Here is a 21,699-nt window from a genome sequence, read left to right as displayed (position 1 = left end):
GAAACGGCTGCGCTAGAGCCGCGCCCTCCTATGAGCCTCTATGCCCAATATGCCGCGCTCCTTGACGGCGTGCTGAATGACCTCGTGACGGATGGCACGCTGCCGGCCGATCTCGACCGCAAGAACGTAACGGTTGAGCCGCCGCGCGACGCTGCTCATGGCGATCTCGCGACCAATGCGGCGATGGTGCTCGCCAAGGCGGCGAAGACCAATCCGCGCGCGCTTGCCGAAGCGATCAAGCCGAAGCTCGAGGCGCTCCCGCCGGTGACGTCGGTCGAAGTCGCCGGTCCAGGCTTCATCAATATTCGCCTGAACCCCGATGCCTGGCGCGACGAACTTCGCACGATCCTGAGCCAAGGGGAGGCATATGGTCTCTCCAAGGCCGGGGCGAACGAGCGGGTGAACGTCGAATATGTCTCGGCCAATCCGACCGGCCCGCTGCACATGGGCCACTGCCGCGGGGCCGTCGTGGGCGACAGCCTTGCCCGGATCCTCGAGGCGGCGGGGTTCCGCGTCACTAAGGAATATTATGTCAACGACGCGGGCGGCCAGGTCGATATCCTCGCCCGCTCGCTGCACCTTCGCTATCGCGAAGCTCTTGGCGAAGACATTGGCGACATCCCGGAAGGGCTCTACCCCGGCGATTATTTGAAGCCCGTCGCGGTGCTGCTCGCAGCGGAACATGGCAGCGAACATGTAGGGGCGTCCGAGGAGACGTGGCTGCCGGTGTTCCGCGACGCCGCGATCAAGGCGATGCTCGACCTCATCCGCCACGATCTCGCGCTTCTCGGCATCCACCACGACATCTTCGCGTCGGAAGCCGAAGTGCAGCGGTCGGGCGCCGTCGACCGCGCGATGGAGCTGCTGCGCGAAAAAGGGCTCGTCTACCAGGGCACGCTGGAGCGCCCGAAAAGCATCGACCCGCACGAGGAGTGGGAGCCGGTTGAGCTGACCCTGTTCCGCTCGACCCAGTTCGGCGACGACCAGGACCGGCCGATGAAGAAGTCGGACGGAAGCTGGACCTATTTCGGTGCCGACGCTGCCTACCACCTGCAGAAGGCCCAGAACGCCGACCACCTCGTCAACATCTGGGGCGCCGACCATGCCGGGACGGTCAAGCGCGTCCAGTCGGCCGTGAAGGCGCTGACGGACGGCAAGGTCGATCTCGACGTCAAGCTGGTCAACATGGTCCGCCTGTTCCGCAACGGCGAACCGTTCAAGATGAGCAAGCGCGCGGGCGATTTCGTCACGCTCGCCGATGTCGTGAACGAGGTCGGCAAGGACGTTGTTCGCTTCATGATGCTGACCAAGCGCGCCGACACGCCGCTCGACTTCGACTTCGCCAAGGTCGTCGAGGCGTCGAAGGACAATCCCGTATTCTATGTCCAGTACGCCCATGCGCGGATCAGCTCGCTGAAGCGCAAGGCCGCGGACGCTGGGGTGAGCCTGGCCGAAGCCGCCGACCTGTCGCTGCTGGGCGAGGAAGAGCTGGCGCTGGTCAAGCGCGCCGCCCAATATCCGCGCGTTCTCGAAGGCGCGGCCATGGCTCACGAGCCGCACCGCATCGCCTTCTACCTGTACGACCTCGCGGCCGAATTCCACGCGCTGTGGAACCGCGGCAACGACGATCCGGAACGCCGCTTCCTCCTTGAGAACAATCCACAACTTTCGCGGGCGCGGCTGGAATTGGCCGAAGGCGTCGGGCAAATCGTGAGGAGCGGGCTCGCGCTGATGGGGGTGGCGGCCGCCGAGGAGATGCGCTGAGGATGAGCGACGCCCGTGCCTATGACGAACAGCTGCCATGGCTGCAGCCGGTCGACGACGAGGACGAGCAGCGCGGCCTCTCGGCGCGCAAGATGCTCGCCGCACTGGCAGTCGTCCTGCTCGCCGTCGCGATCATCGCCGCGGCTTTCTTCTGGATCGGGCGCCGCGACGCACCGGTCAGCGGCGCCCCGGAACTGATCCGGGCACCGGCGACACCTTACAAGGTCAAACCCCCGAACCCCGGCGGGCTCGACATCAGCGGCGACAGCCAGACGGCGTTCGAAACAAGCGCCGGCCATGATCCCGACGCCCAGCTGGATACCAGCAAGCTTCCGGCCGGCACCCAGGTTCAGCCGAAGGAAGAGCCGAAAACGCTTCCCGCCAACGAGACGAAGAAGCCTGGCGTCGAGGAAAAGCCAGCCCTAACGGCCACCGGCGGCACCGGAAGCGTGGTCCAGCTCGGCGCCTTCGCAAATCGGGCGCAGGCGGAGCGCGCCTGGACGGCATTGTCCTCGCGCTTCCCGACCGTCGCTGCGCTCAACAAGATGATCGTGCCGTTCCCCGGCGGCATCCGCTTGCGCGCGGGCGCGGGTTCGCCGGGCGACGCCAGGCAGGTCTGCGCCACGCTCAAGGCTGCCGGCGAAAACTGCTTCGTCGCCCAATAATGCAGGCGGCGATCTATGGCTTTGCCGGAACGGCGCTGACCGACGACGAACGCGCCTTCTTCCGCGACTGCGATCCCGCTGGCTTCATCCTGTTTCGCCGCAATTGCGAAAGCCAGGAGCAGATGCTCCGCCTCACCGATTCGCTGCGCGAGCTGTCGGGGCGGGATGATGTGCCGATCCTGATCGACCAGGAAGGCGGCCGCGTCGCCCGGATGCGCCCGCCCGCCTGGCCCGAATTTCCCCCTGGGGAGCGCTTCGCGGACCTCTACCAGGCGGCACCGTCGTCGGCGATCGAGGCGGTGCGGGCGAATGCGCGCGCAATCGGGCTGATGCTGCGTTCGGCCGGCGTCAACGTCGATGCGCTTCCGCTGCTCGACGTGCGGCAGCCTGGCGCAAGCGACATCATCGGCGACCGCGCCCTCGGCTCCGATCCCATGCAGGTGGCGGCGCTTGGCCGGGCTACGCTCGACGGCCTCGCCTCGGCGGGCGTCGTCGGGATCATCAAGCATATTCCGGGTCATGGCCGCGCTTTGGTCGACAGCCACCACGAACTGCCGATCGTCACGGCCAGCGCCGAGGAGCTCGCCATCGACCTCGAGCCTTTCGAGCGGCTCGCATCCGCGCCCATGGCGATGGTCGCGCACGTCGTTTACACCGAATGGGACGCCGAGCTGCCGGCGAGCCAGTCGCCGACCGTCATCGAGAGTATCATCCGCGACCGGATCGGTTTCGACGGCTTCCTCATGAGCGACGACAGCAACATGAATGCGCTCAGCGGAACGCCGGCAGAGCGCGCCGCCGCTTGCGTCGCCGCTGGGTGCGACGCCGCGCTTCCGTGCAATGGCGTGCTGGAGGACAATATGGCCATTGCCGAGGTCCTGCCGGAGCTAAGTGAAGCCGGAATGGCTCGGCTTGCGCGGGCCATGGAAAGCGTCGGCGGCGTGCTGGTGGACGGTGCCGAGTTCGCGGAGGCGGTCGCGACGCGCGACACTTTGCTCGCCCAAGCCTAATTATCCACAACAGAGTGTGTGGCGCGCTTCGCAACGCCACTAAACATGGTAGTCTCCTCGTTGTGGAAGAGGACTTCGACGAGCGCCCGATCCGCCAGTCGGACGAGTTGACGCTGGCCCTCGACGGCTGGGAAGGGCCGCTCGACCTTTTGCTCAACCTCGCTCGTGCGCAGAAGGTCGATCTCGCGCAGATTTCGATCCTGCAGCTGGTCGAGCAATATCTCGAATATCTCGCCCAAGCGCGCGCCCTGAAGCTGGAGATTGCCGCCGATTATCTCGTGATGGCGGCGTGGCTCGCTTATCTCAAATCCTGCCTGCTGCTGCCGAAGGATCCGGAACAGGACCCAAGCCCCGAGGAAATCGCCGCGCGCCTGCAGATGCGGCTGCAGCGGCTCGACGCCATGCGGGAAGCCGGCGCGCGGCTGCTCGGCCGCGACCGCGTCGGCCGCGACGTGTTCGTCCGCGGCGCGCCGGAGGGGTTGAGGCTCGTTCGCAAGGCCGCCTGGCAGGTCCGCGACTTCGACCTCTTTGCGGCGTACGGCGCCGTGCGCGCCCGCACCGCTCCGGCGATGCACATCGTCCATGCCCGCGCCGTGATGACGCTCGACGAAGCCATTGAGCGGGTCGGGCGCATGATCGGCATGGCAGTCGAATGGACGTTCCTTGAAAGCTTCCTTCCGCCGAGCGCCGACCCGCAGTTCCGCCGCTCCGCGCTGGCCTCGAGCTTCCTCGCAGCGCTCGAGCTCGCCAAGCGCGGCCGGCTCGAGATCGCGCAGGAGGAGGCGTTCGCGCCGATCAAGCTCAAGGTGGCGGCCTGATGGACGATCTGGTGCGTGCGATCGAAGCGACGCTCTTCGCTTCAGCCGAGCCGCTGACCGTCGACGAGATCGCCGAGCATGTCGGCGAGGGGGATGTGAAGACCGCGCTTGGCCAGCTCGCGGGCCTGTACGAAGGCCGCGGCGTCGAGCTCGTCGAGCGCGGCGGGCGCTGGCACTTCCAGACTGCGCCTGATCTCGCGCACCTGCTGCGTCGGACTCGGGAGGAGCCGCGGCGGCTATCCCGGGCAGCGACGGAGACGCTGGCGATCGTTGCTTATCATGAGCCGGTCAGCCGCGCCGAAATCGAGGCGATCCGTGGCGTCCAGATCTCGAAGGGCACGCTCGACGTGCTGATGGACGCCGGCTGGGTTCGCCCGGCCGGTCGGCGCGAGGGGCCGGGACGGCCGCTGCTTTATGCCACCACCAAGGAATTCCTGACCCACTTCGGCCTCGGCTCGCGCCGTGACCTGCCCGGCATCGACGACTTGAAGGCTGCGGGGCTTCTCGACCCATTCGACGACGCGGTCCTTCAGCTCCAACTGGAAAGCGACGACGAGGAGGGTGAGGGCTCAGGCTCCTGACCGCTAACGCCCGCCTGCGGCTTAGTCCGCCCGCCGCTTCGCGGTCGGCCGGAGAAGCCCGCTGAACAGCGTCGCTTGCTTGCGCGTAGCGTCAGCTACGCGGCTGCGCTACGCTCCTCGTCAGCGGGCTTCTCCGGCCGATCCCGACCATTGCCGGTCAGGAGCCTGAGCCCTAGATAGCCCGGCGAAGGAGCTTCACATGGGTCTCGGCGGTATCAGTCACTGGATCATCATCCTTGTCATCGTCCTGCTGCTCTTCGGCGCCGGACGCATCTCCGGCGTCATGGGCGAGCTCGGCAAGGGGCTGAAAAGCTTCAAGGAAGGCATGGGCGACGAGGAAGAAGAAAAGCGCCGCCGCTACGAGGACGAGCGCCGCAACGATCCACCGCGCCTCGCCCGCGACCAGGACCCGATCGACGTCAGCGCGCGGCGGGAGGAAGGTGTCGCGCCGCGACGGGACGACGAGCGCCGCTGATCCGTCTAAGGCAGCGCCATGTTCGGCGTTGATTCCACCGAGTTCGTCATTGTCGCCGTCCTGGCGCTGATCTTCATCGGCCCCAAGGACCTGCCGAAGGTCATGCGCACGATCGGCTATTGGGTCGGCCGGATCCGCGGCACCGCGCGCCATTTCACGGCCGGGATCGAGAATATGATCCGCGAGGCGGAACTCGAGGAAATGGAGAAGAAGTGGCGCGAGGAGAATGAGCGCATCATGCGCCTTCACCCGCAGAACGCGCATTATCCGGAACCCGGCACGCCCGACGAGATGCCGCCGCAAGTGAACGAGCCGATGCTACCGCTCGACGAGAGCCAGCCAGGCGACGAGCTGCCCCCCGAGCAGCGGCCGCTGCCGTGAGGGATATAGACGACACCAAACAGCCGCTGCTCGAGCATCTGATCGAGCTGCGGCGGCGCTTGCTTTGGTCGGTCTCGGCGGTCGCGCTCGCTTTCTTCGTCTGTCTCTATTTCGCGCGCGACATCTTTTCCGTGCTGGTGCAGCCGCTGCTGGCGGCAGGGCAGGGCCGCCTCATCTACACCGACATCTTCGAAGCCTTCTTCGTCGAGGTGAAGGTCGCGCTGTTCGCCGCGCTGATGATCGCTTTCCCGGTGATCGCTACGCAGATGTGGCGGTTCATCGCTCCAGGCCTCTACGCCCGTGAGAAAAAGGCCTTCCTGCCGTTCCTGTTGATGACCCCGTTGTTCTTCGGGGCGGGTGCGAGCTTCGCTTATTTCGTAGCCATGCCTTGGGCCTTGCACTTCCTGCTCGGTTATCAGGGGGAAGTCGGCGGGGTCACGCAGGAGGCGCTGCCCGGCGTCGGCAACTACCTGACCTTCGTCACCCGCTTCCTGTTCGGCTTCGGCGCCGCCTTCCTGCTTCCGGTCCTGCTCATGATTTTGGAGCGTGCAGGAGTCGTAACTCGCCAGCAGCTCGCAAAGTCTCGGCGCTACGCGATCGTCGGCTCAGCGGCGGTGGCGGCGGTGCTGACGCCGCCAGACGCCGTCTCGATGCTGATGATGATGGTGCCGCTCTACGGCCTGTACGAGTTTGCGATCCTCGCCATTCGCCTCACCCACTGGCGCGCATCGCGCAAAGCGGGCCGCGCCTCAGTGAACGTCGATGTGCCTGAAAAAGAAGAGGGCCCAGAAGCGCCACCGGGGGGGGGGAGGGTTGGCGGTTCTGGGCCCATTTAAGCGGATAGCGAGAGCGGGGGGGCAAAAGGTCACTATCCGAACAGCATAACGCGCTCTCTTCGAAATCAGTTCCGACCAAAAACGCGCTTTTTCGAATCTTTTTTCGGTGCTGCCGTAACGATGCTGGCGCTCGCACCTATTCGCGCGGGAAGACCGGCAGATCGACGCTGTAGCGCCCAAGCTTTCGCTCAAGGGGGGAGCGCAGCTGGCGGGCAAGGCCACCGACGATTCGTTCGAACTGCACCTTGTCTGCGCTGCCTTCCTCGTCCGGTACCAGCACCGCGCTTGCAATCGTCAGCCGCGCCGTCAGCTCGCTGGTGCGTCGCACCGCCACCTCGATCGGATCGGTCGGGCAGTTGAGCATGGAATATTCGACGATTTCCGTGACCAGGAAAGCGACCGCCACCGCCACGTCCTGCGTCGTGTTGGCGCTTTCCACTTCAAGGTCGATGGTGATGCTCCGCGCCTGCTCCGGCGCGCTAGCGCGCAGTTCGGCTGCCAGCTCAGTGATCAGCGGCCGAAGCGCGATCCCGCGGCTTTCCTCCATCTCCGCAAAATGGTTGCGGTGGACGATCGAGAGCGCACCCACGCGGCGGCTGATCCCGGCATAAGCGGAACGCGCCTCGGGCGTGGTCGCGCTTCGGCCGTGGATGTTGAGCAGTGAAGCCACGACCTGAAGGTTGTTCTTCACGCGGTGGTGGACTTCGCGGACCAGGCGCCGCTGGCCTTCCAAAGCACCGGCCATCTCCGCATCGGATTCTTCGACGCGCGCGACGGCACGGCCGAACGCGTCGCGCAGCTCCTGGATCTCCGTCGAAGGCCCAACCTTGCGCGGCAGGTCGAGCGGCTCCCCCGGCTGGTAGCTAAGGACCGCTCGTTGCAGCCGCTTTAACGGCCGCACGAGGGCGCGGCTGACTACCATCCACGTCACCGCCGCCGCCGCGATCCACATCAGCAGCGGGAGGAGAAGGATCAACCGGTCATAAGCGCTGAGCTGCGTATCGGCAGTGCCGATCCGCGCGAACAAGTCGTCGCCTCCAATTTTCCACTCCGACATCCTCAATGCCGGTGTCGGCTCGCTTGGAGCACCAAGGACGCGCAGCTCGCGCCCGCCGTCGTGAAGGACGATCGCCTCGATCGCTCCGGGCGCATCCAGGGCCGATCGGCGCAGCTCCGCCACCGGGACCAGCGCGGTCGCCATGCCGCCGGGGACACCGACGCGAACTGCGACTGCCTCCAACGTCGGAGCAATGCGGACCCCTATCGACCCCGAAGCGGCGATGGGCAGGCTGCCGGTTTCGCCGACGGTTCCAGCCGAGCAGATCGGCTTGCCGGCCCGGTCTTCGATTTCGAAGGTATGGGCGACGCCGGGTGCGGTGCTCAGCGCGTTGGCCGCTCGCTCGCAGGCGCCGGCGGTCCCGGCGGCAAGTGCCCCATTGGCGGCGATTCGCAGCGACAGCGCGTTGCGTGCGATGAGGCCCTGCATGCTTTCGGCGGCGGACCGCGCCTGGTCGTCGGCGCGGCCTTTAAGCGCGGCATTCGCTTGGCGGATGCCGGACTCGCCCATCCACATGAGCGCAATGCCGATGGGCAGCAGCACGGCGGTCAGCATGACCAGCAGCTTGCCCGCCGTCGGCAAGCGGCTGAAGCGTTCGGCCAGCGTCACGCCGGCACCCGGATGAAGCTAGTCGAGCTTTCCGATGAGGCTGAGAAAATCGTCAGGAACCGGCTCGCGCAGCGTATCGTCATAGACGCTGCGCAGCGCGCGGCCGAGATCGCCGCCGCGCTTACCGCCGCCACGTCCACCAACATTGCCGGAAGCATTCGACCTCTTGGGACGCTTCGAATCGCCGGTCCCCTCCGTGTCGCTTCCCTTTTTGGCACTCAACTCCTCGTCCCCCCTAGCGCGGGTTCTCTCGGCGCGCTCATACTCAGCTTGTTCAGCGGTGCAACGACTTCCCACCGACATGCACCGTTACGATACGCAAGGCGCCGGTCGCCGCGCTGAAATCAGCACGGAAACGTACCGGCACCGCATCGGAAACCAAATCGCCCGTGCTTGGTTCCACACCCGCGCAATCTTCATGCGCAACATCTTGGGGGTTGGTGCGGCGACGCCACAGTCAGTTCTTCCAGGGTTGCAACAATCCGGGCGTCTCGCCAAAGACGCCGCAAATTCATTTCGAGGGAGACTTCAACATTATGTCCCTTGGTCAGGAACTCGCCCCGCACCTGCCCTTCCTGCGCCGTTATGCCCGCGCGCTTACCGGCAGCCAGGCGCACGGCGACGCTTTCGTCCGTGCGACGCTCGAAGCCATTGTCGCACAGCCGGATGAATTTCCGCGCGATGTCGATCCGCGGCTCGGCCTCTACCGTACTTTCCACGCAATCTGGTCCACCGCCAATGTCGAGGAGGGCGAGGAGCCGTCCAGCGGCCCGGTCGGCGCCGAAGGAATCGCGCAGGCGCGGCTTTCACGGATCACTCCGCTGTCGCGCCAGGCGCTATTGCTGACCTCGCTTGAGGGCTTCTCGTCCGAAGAGACCGGCTATCTGATCGACGTCAGCCCGTCGAACGTGGACTCGCTGGTTGCTGAAGCACTCGAGGAAATCGAGCGGCAGACGCTCGCCGACGTGCTGATCATCGAGGACGAGCCGATCATCGCGATGGATATTGAGACCATCGTTCGCGACCTCGGCCACAATGTTACCGGCGTCGCCGTTACTCGTGATGAAGCGGTCGCGCAGGCGCGGAGCCACCCGCCGGGCCTCGTTCTCGCCGACATTCAGCTCGCCGATGATTCAAGCGGTATCGATGCCGTCAAGGACATCCTCGCCGAATTCTCGGTGCCGGTGATCTTCATCACCGCTTTCCCGGAGCGGCTGCTCACCGGAACCCGGCCCGAGCCGACCTTCCTGATCACGAAGCCGTTCCAGCGTTCGACGGTCAAGGCGGCGATCGCCCAGGCCTTGTTCTTCGACGCGGCGACGGTTCCGGCGGCCTGACGTCCCCTTCGGGAACACGGTTCATGTCGGCGCGTTGGCCGATGGAACTGTGATTTCGTGACGAGAGCATAATGGTAGACCCAAGGCATGTAGAACCTTCTGTGGTGGAGACCACGACCGAGGCCCGTGCCGGGTCGACTCCGGGCATGACTCGTTATGTGCTTGGCTTCGGCGTCGCGTTGGTGGTGATCGCCTTCACGATCATCGTGCTCGTCGGCCTTAGCTGATCCTGTCACAAATCGGGTTCATGTGTGATCAAAGCGCTCGCGGCCACAGCCGCGGGGCATGTTGAGGGTGGGGTCCAGTTTGGCAGAGGATGAGGATCAGGAACGGTTGCCGGACGCTTCGGCTGAACCCGTTCCGCTGTCAGATCCGGAATTCAAGGATCAGCTCGCTTCGGTAATCCCGCACTTGCGCGCGTTCGGGCGCTCGCTGTCGGGCAGCCGCGACCTCGCGGACGATCTGGTGCAAGAAACGCTGCTCAAGGCGTGGGCCGCGCGCAAGCGCTTTCAGGCCGGGACCAACATGCGCGCATGGACCTTCATCATCCTGCGCAACCTGTTCCTCAGCCAGATGCGCCGCGCGCGGTTCAAGGGCGAGTGGGACGACATCACCGCCGCGAAGATCCTGGCAGCTCCGGCGAGCCAGGACCGACACGTCGAACTCGGCGACATGCAGCGCGCGCTGATGCACTTGCCGCAACCGCAGCGAGAAGCGCTGATCCTCGTCGGCGCAGGTGGCTTCGCCTATGAAGAAGCGGCGGAAATCTGCGGCTGCGCGGTCGGCACGATCAAGAGCCGCGTCGCGCGCGGCCGAGTCGCGCTCGAACAATTGCTGTCCAGCGGCAAACTGCCGTCACGGCGGCAGCACAAGACCGACCCTGACAAGTCGGCGCTTCAGACGATCATGGGCGAAGTGGACGACCTCAGCCGCGAGCACGAATAGGCGCGGCGGCTTGCGGGCTAGTTCAGCTTGCGCAGAAGTTCGTTGAAATCGACATCTGAGGGTTCCGCGGCGGCCGCTTCGAATGCGCGGCGCAGCGCCGCGGTGATGCCCGCGTGCGACGGCGGAACGTCGACGCGGATGATCTTGCGATCGAGCGCATCGAGCTCAGGCAGTTTCGTATTTGCGTGCTGAGGGTTCATTGCGGTTGCAACGAGCGACAAGCGCGGGAAGTTGCGTGCCGATGCGATCAACCCACATCGAATTCCGACAGTGAGTCGCACGTGAGCAACACTCCCGCCATGGATCGCGCCGATGCGGTCCGCCGCGCACGTGATCATTCCCCGTTCCTGAGGGAAGCGCTCGCGGCTCGACCCGACATCGAAGCGGCCTTCGCGAATGAAGGGGCGATGGCCGCGGCCCGGCTGGCGCTCGGCGGTTTCGAAGAAGAGCCGATCGACCGGCGTCTCCGCCAGCGCCGTCGGGCGCTCGCCCTGGCAGTTGCGCTTGGTGACCTCGGCGGCGAGCTGTCGCTGGAGCAAGTAACCGAATTGCTGTCGTGCTTTGCCGATGACGCCATCGACCAGGCCGTGGCCGCCGCGATCGCGGAGCGGGTGCCCGACGCCGAGCCGCAGGGCTTCGCGGTGATCGCAATGGGCAAGCTCGGCAGTCACGAGCTGAACTATTCGTCGGACGTCGACCTGCTGCTGCTGTTCGATCCCCAGCGCCTGCCGCACCGTCCCCGCGAGGAGCCGGCGGAATCAGCCGTGCGCATTGCTCGCCGGATCATTGAGCTCCTGCAGAAACGTACCGCGGACGGCTATGTCGAGCGGGTCGACTTGCGCCTCCGGCCCTCGCCAGAAGTCACGCCAATTGCGCTGCCCGTCGACGCCGCCATATCGCATTATGAATCGAGCGCTTTGCCCTGGGAGCGCGCCGCTTTCATCCGGGCCCGCGCCGCGGCGGGAGACATCGCGCTTGGGAACCGCTTTCTTGAGTCGATCCGCCCGTTCGTCTGGCGCCGCTCGCTCGACTTTGGAGTCATCGACGAGGTCCGGCAGATCTCCGCCCGTATTCGCGACCATTTCGCTCAAGGGGCACAAATCGGCCCGGGCTATGATTTGAAGCGCGGCCGCGGCGGCATCCGCGAAGTCGAGTTCTTCATCCAGATCCAGCAGATGATCCACGGCGGACGGGACCCAGGCCTGCGCCAGCCGGCGACCCTCGACGCTATCCAGGCGCTGCACCGCGACGGACACATCGGCGAGGATATGGCAGCGCAGCTTGCCGGCGCCTACCGGCTCCTGCGCACCATCGAGCACCGCGTGCAGATGGTCGAGGACGCGCAGACGCATCTTCTTCCTGCCGACAACGCAGCGCTCGATCATGTCGCGCAACTGCACGGCCTTCATAGCGGCGACCAGCTGCTCGACCTCGTCCGCCCGCACGTGGACCGGGCAGGGCGCATCTTCGACAGCCTCGCGCCGGACGATCGCGGTCTCCTGTCCAACGATCCGGAAATCCTGAAATCCGAGCTGTCGGACATCGGCTTCACCGATGCGGAGGCCGCCGCCCGCCATGTCGCCATCTGGCGATCGGGCAGGGCGCGCTCGCTACGCTCCCCAGCCGCACGCGATGCCTTCGAGGCAATGCTCCCGGCACTGCTGTCGGCAGTCGCCTCGGGCTCCCAGCCCGATCATGCGCTCAACCGGTTGAGCGACATCGTCGAGAGGCTATCGAGCGGCGTCAATCTCTTCCGCCTGCTGCAGGCGCGGCCGGACCTCGCGCAGCTGCTCGCAAAGCTGCTTGCCCACGCCCCCGCTCTGGCGGAGCAGCTCGGCCGGCGTCCGGAGCTGTTCGAGGGCCTGTTCGACGCGTCGAGCTTCTCGATGCCAGACAGCGCGGAGGCGTTCGCAGGGGCCATCACTGAAGCGATGCGCGGCCATCCCTACGACGCTGCGCTCGATCGCGCGCGGCGGCTGGTCAACGAACGTAGGTTCGCGCTCGGTGTCCAATTGGTCGACCGCCGCCGCGATCCGCTCGAAGTGACGGAAGGCTATGCCCGTGTCGCGGAAGGAACGCTCGTCGCATTGGGTGAGCTGGCATGCGACGAATTCCGGCAGGCGCATGGCACATTCCCGGATGCCGAGCTCGTCGTGCTCGGGCTCGGCCGGCTTGGCGGGCACGCGCTGACGCATGCTTCCGACCTCGACCTCATCTACCTTCATACGGCGGAGGGCGGGTCGTCGGACGGACGCAAGCCGCTCGGACCGAACGATTACTTCAATCGCCTGGCGACCCGCGTGACCGCAGCAATGAGCGTCGCGACGTCGGCTGGCCCGCTGTACGAGGTCGACACCCGCCTCCGCCCGCAAGGCTCGCAAGGGATGCTCAGCGTGTCGCTCGATGCGTTCGAACGCTACCAGCGTGAGGAAGCCTGGACGTGGGAGCATATGGCGCTCTGCCGCGCCCGGCCTGTGTTCGGCTCCGCTGAGGCGCGCTCGCAGGCATCCGACGTCATCCAACAGATACTTTGCATGCCCCGCGACTATTCAAAGGTGGCGGCCGACGCGGCGAAGATGCGGGCCGACATGGAGCGTCACAAGCCTGCGCAGGGACCGCTGGACGTGAAGCTCGGGCCGGGCGGACTTGTCGACCTCGAGTTCGCGACGCACGTGCTCCAGCTCACCAAACACGTCGGTCTGTCACCCCGCCTCGAAGTCGCGCTCGAGGCGCTTGCCGCTGAAGGTTTGGTCAAGGCAAATATTGTCAATGCGCTAAAGTTGTTGTCGCGAATGCTGGTGATGATGCGGCTCGTCGCACCGCGCGACGTGAAGCCGACTCCCGACACTTGGCAGCTCGTTGCGGACGCTTGCGGGGTCGCAAGCTGGGATGAGCTGCTTGCCGAGCATGATGCGGCCCGGCAAAGCATCCGGGAACTCTGGGACGGCATCAGGAGGAACGGCTGAGATGGTGAACGAAGGCGACCGCGCGCCGGCACTGACGGTGACGACAAGCGACGGCAGCAGCATCGATCTCGCGTCGCCGGGCCAGCCGCTCGTGCTCTATTTCTATCCCAAGGACGACACCTCCGGCTGCACGCGCGAAGCGCAGGACTTCACTGCGCTTGCCGCCGATTATGCGAAGGCCGGCGTCAAGGTGGTCGGGGTCTCCCGCGACGCCATGACGAAGCATGATAAGTTCATCGCCAAATACGATCTTACCGTTCCGCTCGCCTCGGACGAGGACGGCACCATCTCCGATGCGTTCGGCACCTGGGTCCAAAAATCCATGTACGGCCGCAAATATATGGGCATGGAGCGCGCGACCTTCCTGATCGGCGCCGACGGCCGAGTGCTCAAGGCATGGCGCAAGGTGAAGGTCCCGAAGCACGCACAAGAGGTGCTCGAAGTCGCAAGGGAAAGCGCGTCCGCTTAGCCGGGGGCGCCGTGCCCTTCCGCGAGGTAATCGGCGCTTCGCATTTCCTCGAGGCGGCTGACGGTGCGCTGGAATTCGAAGCTGCCGTCCCCTGAAGGGTAGAGCCCGGACGGCTCCGCATCCGCCGACGCGAGCAGCTTGACCTTATGTTCGTACAGCGCGTCGATCAGTGTCACGAAGCGCGCGGCTTCGTTGCGCATGTCGGCTCCCATCACCGGGATCCCTACCAGAATGACCGTGTGGTAACGTCGGGCGACCGCCAGATAATCAGCCGCGCCGCGGGCTTCGCCGCACAGCCGCTTGAATGAGAAGACGGCGACGCCCTTCAGGCTCTTCGGCACGTGAAGCGTGCGGCCGCCGCCGAGATCGATATCTTCAGCCGGCACCTTGGCGCGGTCCTCGACCGGATAGTCGGTCAGCTGGAAGAACGCCTGGCTCAAAGCCGCGGTGGCCTGAGGCCCGTTCGGCACATGCCATACGTGTACCCCGCTGAGGCGCTCGAGCCGGTAATCTGTCGGCCCGTCCACCGCGACGAGCAGCATGCGTTGCTCGATGAGGCCGATGAAGGGCAGGAACAGCTCGCGGTTGAGGCCGCCCTTGTACAGGTCCTGCGGCGGCCGGTTCGACGTCGTGACGACCTTCACCCCATGGTCGAGCAACTTCCCGAACAGCCGCGACAGGATCATCGCATCGGCCGGATTGGTGACCTGCATCTCGTCGAAGCACAGCAGCCTCGCGCCGGCTGCTATCTCCTCGGCGACCGGTTCGATCGGGTCGCCTTCGTGCCGTTCGCGCGCCACCCTTAGCCGCGCATGCGTTTCCAGCATGAATGCATGAAAGTGGACGCGGCGCTTCGGCTCGGCGGCGATATGCTCGAACGCAAGGTCCATCAGCATGGATTTGCCGCGCCCAACGCCGCCCCACAGGTACGCGCCAGCGGGACCCTTGCTGGGCTTGCCGCGCAGCCGCGCGAGCAACCCACGCTTTTGCTCGAAGCTCGCGGCTAGTTGGTCGAGCGCCACAACCGCGCGCTCCTGGGCCGGATCGCGCTTCAGTTCGCGCGCAGCGACGAGCTGATCATAGGCAGCCCGGACCGGGCCCGTCATGCGTCCGTACGGGTCGGCCGCGGGCTGACGCGCTTCAATGTGCCGCTGAAGCTGTAGCAGGCTTCGCCATCCTGCCTGACGACGCCTTGCAGGAAGGAGTGGCCGCGCGTTTCGCGCACCAACTCGACATGAGCATCAAGCGGGGTGCCGGGCTTCCCACGGGCAAGGAAATGCGTCGTCAGGTCGAGCGTGACGAAGTGCCCGGGCGACATGCCGGCGCACAGCCCGCCGGCGAACATCGACATGTCGATGAAGCTCATCACCGACCCGCCATGCAGCGAGCCGCCCATGTTCATGTGCTGCTCGGTCGGGAACATGCGGCAGATCGCGCGGCTCGGCCCGTCGGGCTTGAACAGCAGCCGCCCGGTCGCCGCGGCAAAGCTTCCGCGCGGGAAGTCGCCCCAACTGAACCAGCCGGGGTTGTCCGCGTCCGGCTTCGCGCCGACCGGAACCCCCGCTGCATCGGCCGAGCCCGGGTTGCCGGCTGGAGCGTCGCTCACCCGACCCGTTCGGCGATGAGCTTTTTAGTCTCCGCGATCGCCTTTGCCGGGTTCAAGCCCTTGGGGCACACGTTCGCGCAGTTCATGATCGTGTGGCAGCGGTACAGGCGATACGGATCCTCGAGCTGGTCGAGCCGCTCGCCTGTGGCTTCGTCGCGGCTGTCGGCCAGGAAGCGATAGGCCTGGAGGAGGATCGCCGGACCGAGGAAACGGTCGGCATTCCACCAATAGCTTGGGCAGCTGGTCGAGCAGCAGAAGCACAGGATGCACTCGTAAAGCCCGTCGAGCTGCGCGCGGTCGTCGGGCGACTGAAGCCGCTCGCGCGACGGCGCCGGCGACGCCGTCTTCAGCCACGGCTGGATGGACGCATATTGAGCGTACATGTGGGTCAGGTCGGGCACGAGGTCCTTGACGACTTCCATGTGCGGCAGCGGCGTGATCCGCACCTCGCCCTTCAGGTCCTCGATCGCCGTCGTGCAGGCCAGGCCGTTGCGGCCGTCCATGTTCATCGAACAGGACCCGCAAATCCCTTCGCGGCAGGAGCGGCGAAAGGTCAGGGTCGGGTCGATCTCGTTCTTGATGCGGATCAGCGCGTCGAGGACCATCGGCCCAGTCTTGTCGAGGTCGATCGTATATTTGTCGTAGCGCGGATTGGCGCCGCTGTCGGGATCGTAGCGGTAGATCTTGAACGTCTTCAGGCGCTTGCCGCTTTCCGCCTTATAGTCGCGGCCCTTGGTGATCTTGCTGTTCTTGGGAAGCGTGAATTCCGCCACGAGAAACTCCTTGGACTGCAGCGCCGCTAGCACGCGGCAAGCGCAGAAGAAAAGGCCGCCCGGCACCTGCCGAACGGCCTTTTTTCGATCACCAGGAGCGGCTTAGCGAAGCAGCGCGCTGATGACCTGCTGGACCAGCAGGGTCTTCGGGTCCACCTGATATAGGTAGCCGTTGCCGTAATAATAACGGTCATACGGATCGAAGGTGTACTGGTTGCGCAGGTAATCGGGGATCTGGTCGTAGTTCCACATTGTCCCGAAGTTGCGGTTGTACCGCTGCCCGACGTTGTACATCTTCTTGGCCTGGCCCGGCGGCATGCAGCCGTTGTTCTTCTTCGCAAGGCCCGGCGGGCAGCTGCCGCGCGCGTCGAGCGCGTAGAGGCGGCCGTAGCGATCGGTCGTGATAAGGCCGCGGCTGCTCTTGCCGCTTTTCATCGCCTTGTAGCTGCCATGCTTCATCTGCGCATGCTTGCCGTTGCCGCCCGTGTGCGGAGGCTTGGCGAGTGCCGGAGCTGCCGAGACCATCAGCGCGGCGCCGGCCATCAACACCAGCTTCTTCATGTCGTCTCTCCTGTGTGTGCGCTCAGGGGCGCGTCGGCGCTGTAACGGTTCAGCCGCGCCGCAGTTGCGGAACGCCGCGGCGGGGCGGGCGGTTGAACCCCACGGCTGAGGGGTCTAGAGCGCCGCCAATCCAGCGCCGGTCCTCGGCGCGGCCTCAGAAATTTGCACAAGGAAGCTGACCGCAAATGGCTCGTCGGAAGATTGCGTTGATTGGCGCCGGAATGATCGGCGGAACCCTTGCTCACCTCGCCGCGATGCGGGAGCTCGGCGACATCGTCCTGTTCGACATTGCCGAGGGCATTCCGCAGGGCAAGGCGCTCGATATCAGCCAGTGCGGCCCGGTCGACGGCTTCGACGCCAAGCTCACTGGCACTAACGACTATGCCGATATCGCCGGTGCCGACGTGATCATCGTCACCGCCGGTGTGCCGCGCAAGCCGGGCATGAGCCGCGACGACCTGCTCGGCATCAACCTGAAGGTGATGAAGACGGTCGGCGAAGGCATCAAGCAGCACGCCCCCGACGCCTTCGTCATCTGCATCACCAACCCGCTCGACGCGATGGTGTGGGCGCTCCGCGAATTCTCCGGCCTTCCGCACAACAAGGTCGTGGGCATGGCCGGCGTCCTCGACAGCGCTCGCTTCGCGACCTTCCTCGCCGAAGAGTTCGACGTCAGCGTTCGCGACGTCAACGCGTTCGTGCTCGGCGGCCACGGGGACACGATGGTCCCGGTTACCAGCTACACCACTGTCAGCGGCATCCCGGTCGACGACCTGGTGAAGATGGGCAAGTCGTCGAAGGAAAAGATCGACGAGATCGTCAAGCGTACCCGCGGCGGCGGCGGCGAGATCGTCGGCCTGCTCAAGACCGGCTCGGCCTTTTACGCACCGGCGACCAGCGCGATTGCGATGGCCGAAGCCTATCTTCGTGACCAGAAGCGCATCCTGCCCTGCGCCGTCTATGTCGAGGGCAAATATGGCCTCGACGGCCTCTACGTCGGCGTGCCGACCGTCATCGGCGCCAACGGTGTCGAGGAAGTAGTCGAGATCGCGCTCGACGACGAAGCCAAGCAGAACTTCCAGGTCAGCGTCGACGCGGTCAAGGAACTGCTTGAAGCCTGCAAGCAGATCGACGGCAGCCTCGCATGAGCATTCTCGTCAACCGCAACACCAAGGTCATCACGCAAGGGATGACCGGCGAGACAGGCACCTTCCATACCGAGCAGGCGCTCGCCTATGGCACGCAGATGGTCGGCGGCGTGACACCCGGAAAGGGCGGAACGACGCACCTGGGCCTGCCGGTGTTCAACACGGTCCACGAGGCGGTGGAGAAGACCGGGGCCGACGCTTCGGTCATCTACGTTCCGCCGCCGTTCGCCGCGGATTCGATCCTTGAGGCAATCGACGCCGAAGTGCCGCTGATCGTCGCCATCACCGAAGGCATTCCGGTGCTCGACATGGTGAAGGTCAAGCGCGCTCTCTCGGGCTCCAAGTCGCGGCTGATCGGGCCGAACTGCCCCGGCGTTCTGACGCCTGAGGAGTGCAAGATCGGCATCATGCCCGGCAACATCTTCAAGAAGGGCAGCGTCGGCGTCGTCAGCCGCTCCGGTACACTGACCTATGAAGCGGTCTTCCAGACGTCGAACGAGGGCCTTGGACAGACCACCGCCGTCGGTATTGGCGGCGATCCGGTGAAGGGCACCGAGTTCATCGACATCCTCGAGATGTTCCTGGCGGACGACGAGACAAGGTCGATCATCATGATCGGCGAGATCGGCGGCAGCGCCGAAGAGGAAGCCGCGCAGTTCCTCGCCGACGAGGCGAAGCGCGGCCGCAGGAAGCCGACCGTCGGCTTCATCGCCGGCCGAACCGCGCCTCCTGGGCGCCGCATGGGCCATGCCGGCGCCATCGTCTCGGGCGGCAAGGGTGACGCCGAAAGCAAGATCGCGGCGATGGAAGCGGCTGGAATCACAGTGTCCCCGAGCCCATCTGAGCTCGGCACCACGCTCAAGGAGTTGCTGGCAACAGCGTAAAATGTCCGACGACCAAGCCCTGATGTTCGAACAGGAGCCGGGACCCAGCTGGGAACGGCCGAACTGGCCGCTCGAGGAACTCGACGACCTGAATGTCGGCCTCGACCCGACGCAGGCGACGATCGAGAAGGTGAAGAAAGCCGTCTCGGAGCGCGCCGCTGCAGCCGGAGCTTCCGGCGACGACATCCGCCGCGCCGCGGAGGACAGCATCCGGGCGATGATGCTGATCCGCACCTACCGCGTGCGCGGGCATCTCGCGGCGAGCCTGGATCCGCTCGGCATGTCCCGGCGCGACATCCCGGCCGACCTGACCCCGGAATATCATGGCTTCGGTCCCAACGACCTGGATCGGCCGATCTTCATCTGTGGCGTGCTCGGCTTTGAGACCGCGACGGTTCGCGAAATCGTCGCCGTGCTGCAGGCCAACTACTGCGGCCACATCGGCCTCGAATATATGCACATCAACGACCTGGATGAGCGTCGCTTCCTCCAGGAGCGGATGGAGGGCAAGGACGCCGAGGTCAGCTTCACGCCCGAAGGGAAGCAGTCGATCCTCGCCAAGGTCATTCAGGCGGAGCAGTGGGAGAAGTTCCTCGCCCGCAAATATGTCGGGACGAAGCGCTTCGGTCTCGACGGCGGCGAAGGCGCGGTCCCGGCGCTCGAAGCGGTGATCAAATATGGCGGCCTGATGGGCGTCAAGGAGATCGACATCGGCATGGCCCACCGCGGCCGGCTGAACATCCTGTCCAACGTCATGGGCAAGCCGTACCGGGCGATCTTCCACGAGTTCGCAGGCGGCGCGACGAACCCGGCTGATGTCGGCGGTTCGGGCGACGTGAAATATCACCTCGGCACCTCGTCCGATCGCGAATTCGACGGCACCAAGGTCCACCTGACGCTGCTCCCCAACCCGTCGCACCTCGAAGCGGTCGATCCGGTCGTACTCGGCAAGGCGCGCGCGGTGCAGACGATCAACGGTGATGCCGAGGGCAAGACCGTGCTGCCGATGATCCTTCACGGCGACGCCGCCTTCGCGGGGCAGGGCGTGGTATGGGAATGCCTCAGCTTCTCAGGCCTCCCGGGCTACGGCACCGGCGGCACGATCCACTTCATCATCAACAACCAGGTCGGCTTCACGACCAGCCCGCAGTTCGCGCGCTCGTCGCCCTATCCGTCCGATGTCGCCAAGGGCGTCCAGGCGCCGATCTTCCACGTCAACGGCGACGATCCGGAAGCGGTCACCTTCTGCTGCAAGGTCGCGACCGAGTTCCGCCAGAAGTTCGGCCGCGACATCGTCATCGACATGTGGTGCTACCGCCGCTTCGGTCACAACGAGGGCGACGAGCCGAGCTTCACGCAGCCGCAAATGTATGCGGCGATCAAGAAGCACCCGCCGATCAGCACGCTCTACGGCCAGCGGCTGATCGACGAAGGCATCGTCGACCAGGCATGGATCGACAATCACACCAAGGAATATGTCGCGCACCTCGAAGAGGAGTTCGCGGCGGGCACCTCGTACCTGCCGAACAAGGCAGACTGGTTCGAGGGCCGCTGGGCGGGTCTCGGCCGACCGGGCGAGCCGGAACTTGGGCGGCGGAACGTCGAGACTGCGATCGGCGATGATGAGCTCAAGAAGCTCGGCGGCCTGCTCACGACCGTGCCGGAAGGCTTCAACATCCACCGGACGCTGCAGCGCGTGCTCGACGCGAAAAAGCAGATGTTTGAAACGGGCGAGGGCTTCGACTGGGCGACGGCCGAAGCGCTCGCCTTCGGCAGCCTGATTGCGGAGGGTCAGTCGGTTCGCCTGTCCGGCCAGGATAGTGGCCGCGGCACCTTCAGCCAGCGCCACGCCGTCTGGGTCGATCAGCAGACCGGCGGCAAATATATTCCCTTGTGCCACGTCGAGGGCGGCCGCTTCGAAGTCCGCGATAGCCCGCTATCCGAGTTCGGCGTGCTCGGGTTTGAATATGGCTATTCGCTCGCAGACCCGAAGACCTTGGTTCTGTGGGAAGCGCAGTTCGGGGACTTTGCCAACGGCGCGCAGACCATCATCGACCAGTTCGTCGTCAGCGGGGAGTCGAAGTGGCTGCGCGCAAGCGGCCTCGTGATGCTGTTGCCGCACGGCTATGAAGGGCAGGGGCCCGAGCACAGCCACGCCTGGCTGGAGCGCTATCTGGCCCATTGCGCCGAGGACAATATCCAGGTCGCCAACTGCACCACGCCGGCGAACTATTTCCACATCCTGCGCCGGCAGATGCGCCGCGACTTCCGCAAGCCCTTGGTGCTGATGACGCCCAAATCGCTGCTTCGCCACAAGCTTGCCGTATCCAGCGCGGCCGACTTCACCGGCGAAAGTCATTTCCGGCGGATCGTCTCGGACCTCAACCCGCCGGCCCAGGGCGACACCCGCAGGCTCGTGCTGTGCTCGGGCAAGCTGGGCTATGAGCTGATGGAAGCGCGCGATGCGGGCGGCGATCTTGGGGTCGAGGTTATTCGCATCGAGCAGCTTTATCCGTTCCCGTCCGAGCCTCTGGTCAAGCGCCTCAAGGCGATGCCCAATCTCGAAGGTCTCGTTTGGGCGCAGGAAGAACCAAAGAACAAGGGCGCCTGGATGTTCATCCAGTCCTATCTCGAACAATGCCTCGCCGACGCCGGATTTGCCGGAATGCGCCCGCAATATGCGGGCCGCGGCGCCAGCGCCTCGCCGGCGACTGGCCTTGCGAAGCGGCACGCGGCGGAGCAGGCGGCCTTGATCGCCGCTGCGCTCGGCCATAGCAGCCCGGCAAACGCCGTGGCGGCGGAATAAGGGAAAGA

The 21,699-nt window shown here is 65.5% G+C and carries 23 protein-coding genes; 16 read left to right on the top strand and 7 right to left on the bottom strand.

Annotated features, from left to right (window positions below; genetic code table 11):
* Positions 1 to 30 precede the first annotated feature (30 nt).
* The 8 genes from argS (at position 31) to tatC (ending at position 6,530) form a co-directional block, all read left to right on the top strand.
* Positions 31 to 1,764 carry an arginine--tRNA ligase gene (gene argS, locus VIL42_02470; protein HEY8591711.1) on the top strand — a complete coding sequence of 578 codons (1,734 nt, stop codon included), beginning with the start codon at positions 31 to 33 and terminating at the stop codon, positions 1,762 to 1,764.
* 2 nt (positions 1,765 to 1,766) lie between these two features.
* Entirely contained in the window at positions 1,767 to 2,429 is a 663-nt protein-coding gene (locus VIL42_02465) for an SPOR domain-containing protein (GenBank protein HEY8591710.1), read from the top strand.
* On the top strand, positions 2,429 to 3,439 hold the full coding sequence (gene nagZ, locus VIL42_02460; GenBank protein HEY8591709.1) for a beta-N-acetylhexosaminidase: 1,011 nt from the start codon (positions 2,429 to 2,431) through the stop codon (positions 3,437 to 3,439). Before VIL42_02465 ends, nagZ begins: the two co-directional genes overlap by 1 nt.
* Positions 3,440 to 3,501: 62 nt before the next feature.
* Positions 3,502 to 4,257: a ScpA family protein gene (locus tag VIL42_02455; protein HEY8591708.1), complete on the top strand. Its 756-nt coding sequence runs from the start codon at positions 3,502 to 3,504 to the stop codon at positions 4,255 to 4,257.
* A complete protein-coding gene (gene scpB / locus VIL42_02450) occupies positions 4,257 to 4,838 on the top strand; it encodes an SMC-Scp complex subunit ScpB (protein ID HEY8591707.1) in 582 nt (193 codons plus the stop codon). The genes VIL42_02455 and scpB overlap by 1 nt, the downstream gene beginning before the upstream one ends.
* Before the next feature lie 199 nt (positions 4,839 to 5,037).
* Positions 5,038 to 5,313 (top strand): twin-arginine translocase TatA/TatE family subunit, encoded by a 276-nt coding sequence (gene tatA / locus VIL42_02445; protein ID HEY8591706.1) that lies wholly within the window; start codon positions 5,038 to 5,040, stop codon positions 5,311 to 5,313.
* Between the two features lie 18 nt (positions 5,314 to 5,331).
* The gene (tatB, locus tag VIL42_02440) at positions 5,332 to 5,694 is read left to right on the top strand and encodes a Sec-independent protein translocase protein TatB (GenBank protein ID HEY8591705.1); all 363 of its coding nucleotides are present in this window, start codon (positions 5,332 to 5,334) and stop codon (positions 5,692 to 5,694) included.
* Complete coding sequence (gene tatC, locus VIL42_02435) at positions 5,691 to 6,530, top strand: twin-arginine translocase subunit TatC (protein ID HEY8591704.1); 840 nt, start codon at positions 5,691 to 5,693, stop codon at positions 6,528 to 6,530. Before tatB ends, tatC begins: the two co-directional genes overlap by 4 nt.
* A 136-nt stretch (positions 6,531 to 6,666) precedes the next feature.
* Here tatC and VIL42_02430 read toward each other — a convergent pair whose 3' ends face one another.
* Both VIL42_02430 and VIL42_02425 read right to left on the bottom strand, forming a co-directional pair.
* Complete coding sequence (locus VIL42_02430; protein HEY8591703.1) at positions 6,667 to 8,196, bottom strand: histidine kinase dimerization/phosphoacceptor domain -containing protein; 1,530 nt, start codon at positions 8,194 to 8,196, stop codon at positions 6,667 to 6,669.
* Positions 8,197 to 8,214: 18 nt separating this feature from the next.
* Positions 8,215 to 8,418, bottom strand: a complete 204-nt coding sequence (locus tag VIL42_02425; GenBank protein HEY8591702.1) for a NepR family anti-sigma factor — start codon at positions 8,416 to 8,418, stop codon at positions 8,215 to 8,217.
* A 314-nt stretch (positions 8,419 to 8,732) separates the two neighbouring features.
* Between VIL42_02425 and VIL42_02420 the strand changes: the two genes are divergently transcribed.
* From VIL42_02420 to VIL42_02410, 3 genes are all read left to right on the top strand, one after another.
* Complete coding sequence (locus VIL42_02420) at positions 8,733 to 9,533, top strand: response regulator (protein ID HEY8591701.1); 801 nt, start codon at positions 8,733 to 8,735, stop codon at positions 9,531 to 9,533.
* 104 nt (positions 9,534 to 9,637) lie between these two features.
* Positions 9,638 to 9,760 carry a hypothetical protein gene (locus VIL42_02415; protein ID HEY8591700.1) on the top strand — a complete coding sequence of 41 codons (123 nt, stop codon included), beginning with the start codon at positions 9,638 to 9,640 and terminating at the stop codon, positions 9,758 to 9,760.
* Positions 9,761 to 9,827: 67 nt separating this feature from the next.
* Positions 9,828 to 10,478 (top strand): sigma-70 family RNA polymerase sigma factor, encoded by a 651-nt coding sequence (locus VIL42_02410; protein HEY8591699.1) that lies wholly within the window; start codon positions 9,828 to 9,830, stop codon positions 10,476 to 10,478.
* A 17-nt stretch (positions 10,479 to 10,495) separates the two neighbouring features.
* Here VIL42_02410 and VIL42_02405 read toward each other — a convergent pair whose 3' ends face one another.
* Entirely contained in the window at positions 10,496 to 10,678 is a 183-nt protein-coding gene (locus VIL42_02405; protein HEY8591698.1) for a hypothetical protein, read from the bottom strand.
* 81 nt (positions 10,679 to 10,759) lie between these two features.
* On the opposite strand from VIL42_02405, the gene VIL42_02400 reads away from it, so the two are divergent.
* Positions 10,760 to 13,444, top strand: a complete 2,685-nt coding sequence (locus VIL42_02400; protein HEY8591697.1) for a bifunctional [glutamine synthetase] adenylyltransferase/[glutamine synthetase]-adenylyl-L-tyrosine phosphorylase — start codon at positions 10,760 to 10,762, stop codon at positions 13,442 to 13,444.
* A gap of 1 nt (position 13,445) precedes the next feature.
* Positions 13,446 to 13,913, top strand: a complete 468-nt coding sequence (locus VIL42_02395) for a peroxiredoxin (GenBank protein ID HEY8591696.1) — start codon at positions 13,446 to 13,448, stop codon at positions 13,911 to 13,913.
* Here the strand turns inward: VIL42_02395 and zapE are convergent.
* The 4 genes from zapE to VIL42_02375 form a co-directional block, all read right to left on the bottom strand.
* A complete protein-coding gene (zapE, locus tag VIL42_02390; protein ID HEY8591695.1) occupies positions 13,910 to 15,019 on the bottom strand; it encodes a cell division protein ZapE in 1,110 nt (369 codons plus the stop codon). The genes VIL42_02395 and zapE overlap by 4 nt on opposite strands.
* On the bottom strand, positions 15,016 to 15,519 hold the full coding sequence (locus tag VIL42_02385) for a PaaI family thioesterase (protein HEY8591694.1): 504 nt from the start codon (positions 15,517 to 15,519) through the stop codon (positions 15,016 to 15,018). The genes zapE and VIL42_02385 overlap by 4 nt, the downstream gene beginning before the upstream one ends.
* A complete protein-coding gene (locus tag VIL42_02380; GenBank protein HEY8591693.1) occupies positions 15,516 to 16,292 on the bottom strand; it encodes a succinate dehydrogenase iron-sulfur subunit in 777 nt (258 codons plus the stop codon). Before VIL42_02380 ends, VIL42_02385 begins: the two co-directional genes overlap by 4 nt.
* 102 nt (positions 16,293 to 16,394) lie before the next feature.
* Positions 16,395 to 16,853, bottom strand: a complete 459-nt coding sequence (locus VIL42_02375) for a hypothetical protein (protein HEY8591692.1) — start codon at positions 16,851 to 16,853, stop codon at positions 16,395 to 16,397.
* 185 nt (positions 16,854 to 17,038) lie between these two features.
* Here VIL42_02375 and mdh point away from each other — a divergent pair, with 185 nt between their 5' ends.
* Genes mdh through VIL42_02360 form a run of 3 tightly spaced genes read left to right on the top strand, consistent with a single transcriptional unit; the run spans position 17,039 to position 21,691 of the window.
* Positions 17,039 to 18,001, top strand: coding sequence for a malate dehydrogenase (gene mdh / locus VIL42_02370; GenBank protein ID HEY8591691.1), 963 nt, complete (start codon positions 17,039 to 17,041; stop codon positions 17,999 to 18,001).
* Complete coding sequence (gene sucD / locus VIL42_02365) at positions 17,998 to 18,885, top strand: succinate--CoA ligase subunit alpha (protein HEY8591690.1); 888 nt, start codon at positions 17,998 to 18,000, stop codon at positions 18,883 to 18,885. The genes mdh and sucD overlap by 4 nt, the downstream gene beginning before the upstream one ends.
* A 1-nt stretch (position 18,886) precedes the next feature.
* Positions 18,887 to 21,691 carry a 2-oxoglutarate dehydrogenase E1 component gene (locus VIL42_02360; GenBank protein HEY8591689.1) on the top strand — a complete coding sequence of 935 codons (2,805 nt, stop codon included), beginning with the start codon at positions 18,887 to 18,889 and terminating at the stop codon, positions 21,689 to 21,691.
* The last annotated feature ends 8 nt before the right edge of the window (positions 21,692 to 21,699 follow it).

This window comes from Sphingomicrobium sp., assembly GCA_036563485.1.
Lineage (GTDB): Bacteria > Pseudomonadota > Alphaproteobacteria > Sphingomonadales > Sphingomonadaceae > Sphingomicrobium.
Note: the sequence above shows the minus strand (reverse complement) of the source record. Positions and strands in the feature narration are given on the sequence as shown.

Bases quoted from the DNA above. Each gene is read 5' to 3' on its own strand.
- argS (HEY8591711.1), top strand. From the start codon at position 31: ATGAGCCTCTATGCCCAATATGCCGCGCTCCTTGACGGCGTGCTGAAT.
- VIL42_02465 (HEY8591710.1), top strand. From the start codon at position 1,767: ATGAGCGACGCCCGTGCCTATGACGAACAGCTGCCATGGCTGCAGCCG.
- nagZ (HEY8591709.1), top strand. From the start codon at position 2,429: ATGCAGGCGGCGATCTATGGCTTTGCCGGAACGGCGCTGACCGACGAC.
- scpB (HEY8591707.1), top strand. From the start codon at position 4,257: ATGGACGATCTGGTGCGTGCGATCGAAGCGACGCTCTTCGCTTCAGCC.
- tatA (HEY8591706.1), top strand. From the start codon at position 5,038: ATGGGTCTCGGCGGTATCAGTCACTGGATCATCATCCTTGTCATCGTC.
- tatB (HEY8591705.1), top strand. From the start codon at position 5,332: ATGTTCGGCGTTGATTCCACCGAGTTCGTCATTGTCGCCGTCCTGGCG.
- VIL42_02420 (HEY8591701.1), top strand. From the start codon at position 8,733: ATGTCCCTTGGTCAGGAACTCGCCCCGCACCTGCCCTTCCTGCGCCGT.
- VIL42_02405 (HEY8591698.1), bottom strand. From the start codon at position 10,678: ATGAACCCTCAGCACGCAAATACGAAACTGCCTGAGCTCGATGCGCTC.
- VIL42_02395 (HEY8591696.1), top strand. From the start codon at position 13,446: ATGGTGAACGAAGGCGACCGCGCGCCGGCACTGACGGTGACGACAAGC.
- zapE (HEY8591695.1), bottom strand. From the start codon at position 15,019: ATGACGGGCCCGGTCCGGGCTGCCTATGATCAGCTCGTCGCTGCGCGC.
- VIL42_02375 (HEY8591692.1), bottom strand. From the start codon at position 16,853: ATGAAGAAGCTGGTGTTGATGGCCGGCGCCGCGCTGATGGTCTCGGCA.
- mdh (HEY8591691.1), top strand. From the start codon at position 17,039: ATGGCTCGTCGGAAGATTGCGTTGATTGGCGCCGGAATGATCGGCGGA.
- sucD (HEY8591690.1), top strand. From the start codon at position 17,998: ATGAGCATTCTCGTCAACCGCAACACCAAGGTCATCACGCAAGGGATG.
- VIL42_02360 (HEY8591689.1), top strand. From the start codon at position 18,887: ATGTCCGACGACCAAGCCCTGATGTTCGAACAGGAGCCGGGACCCAGC.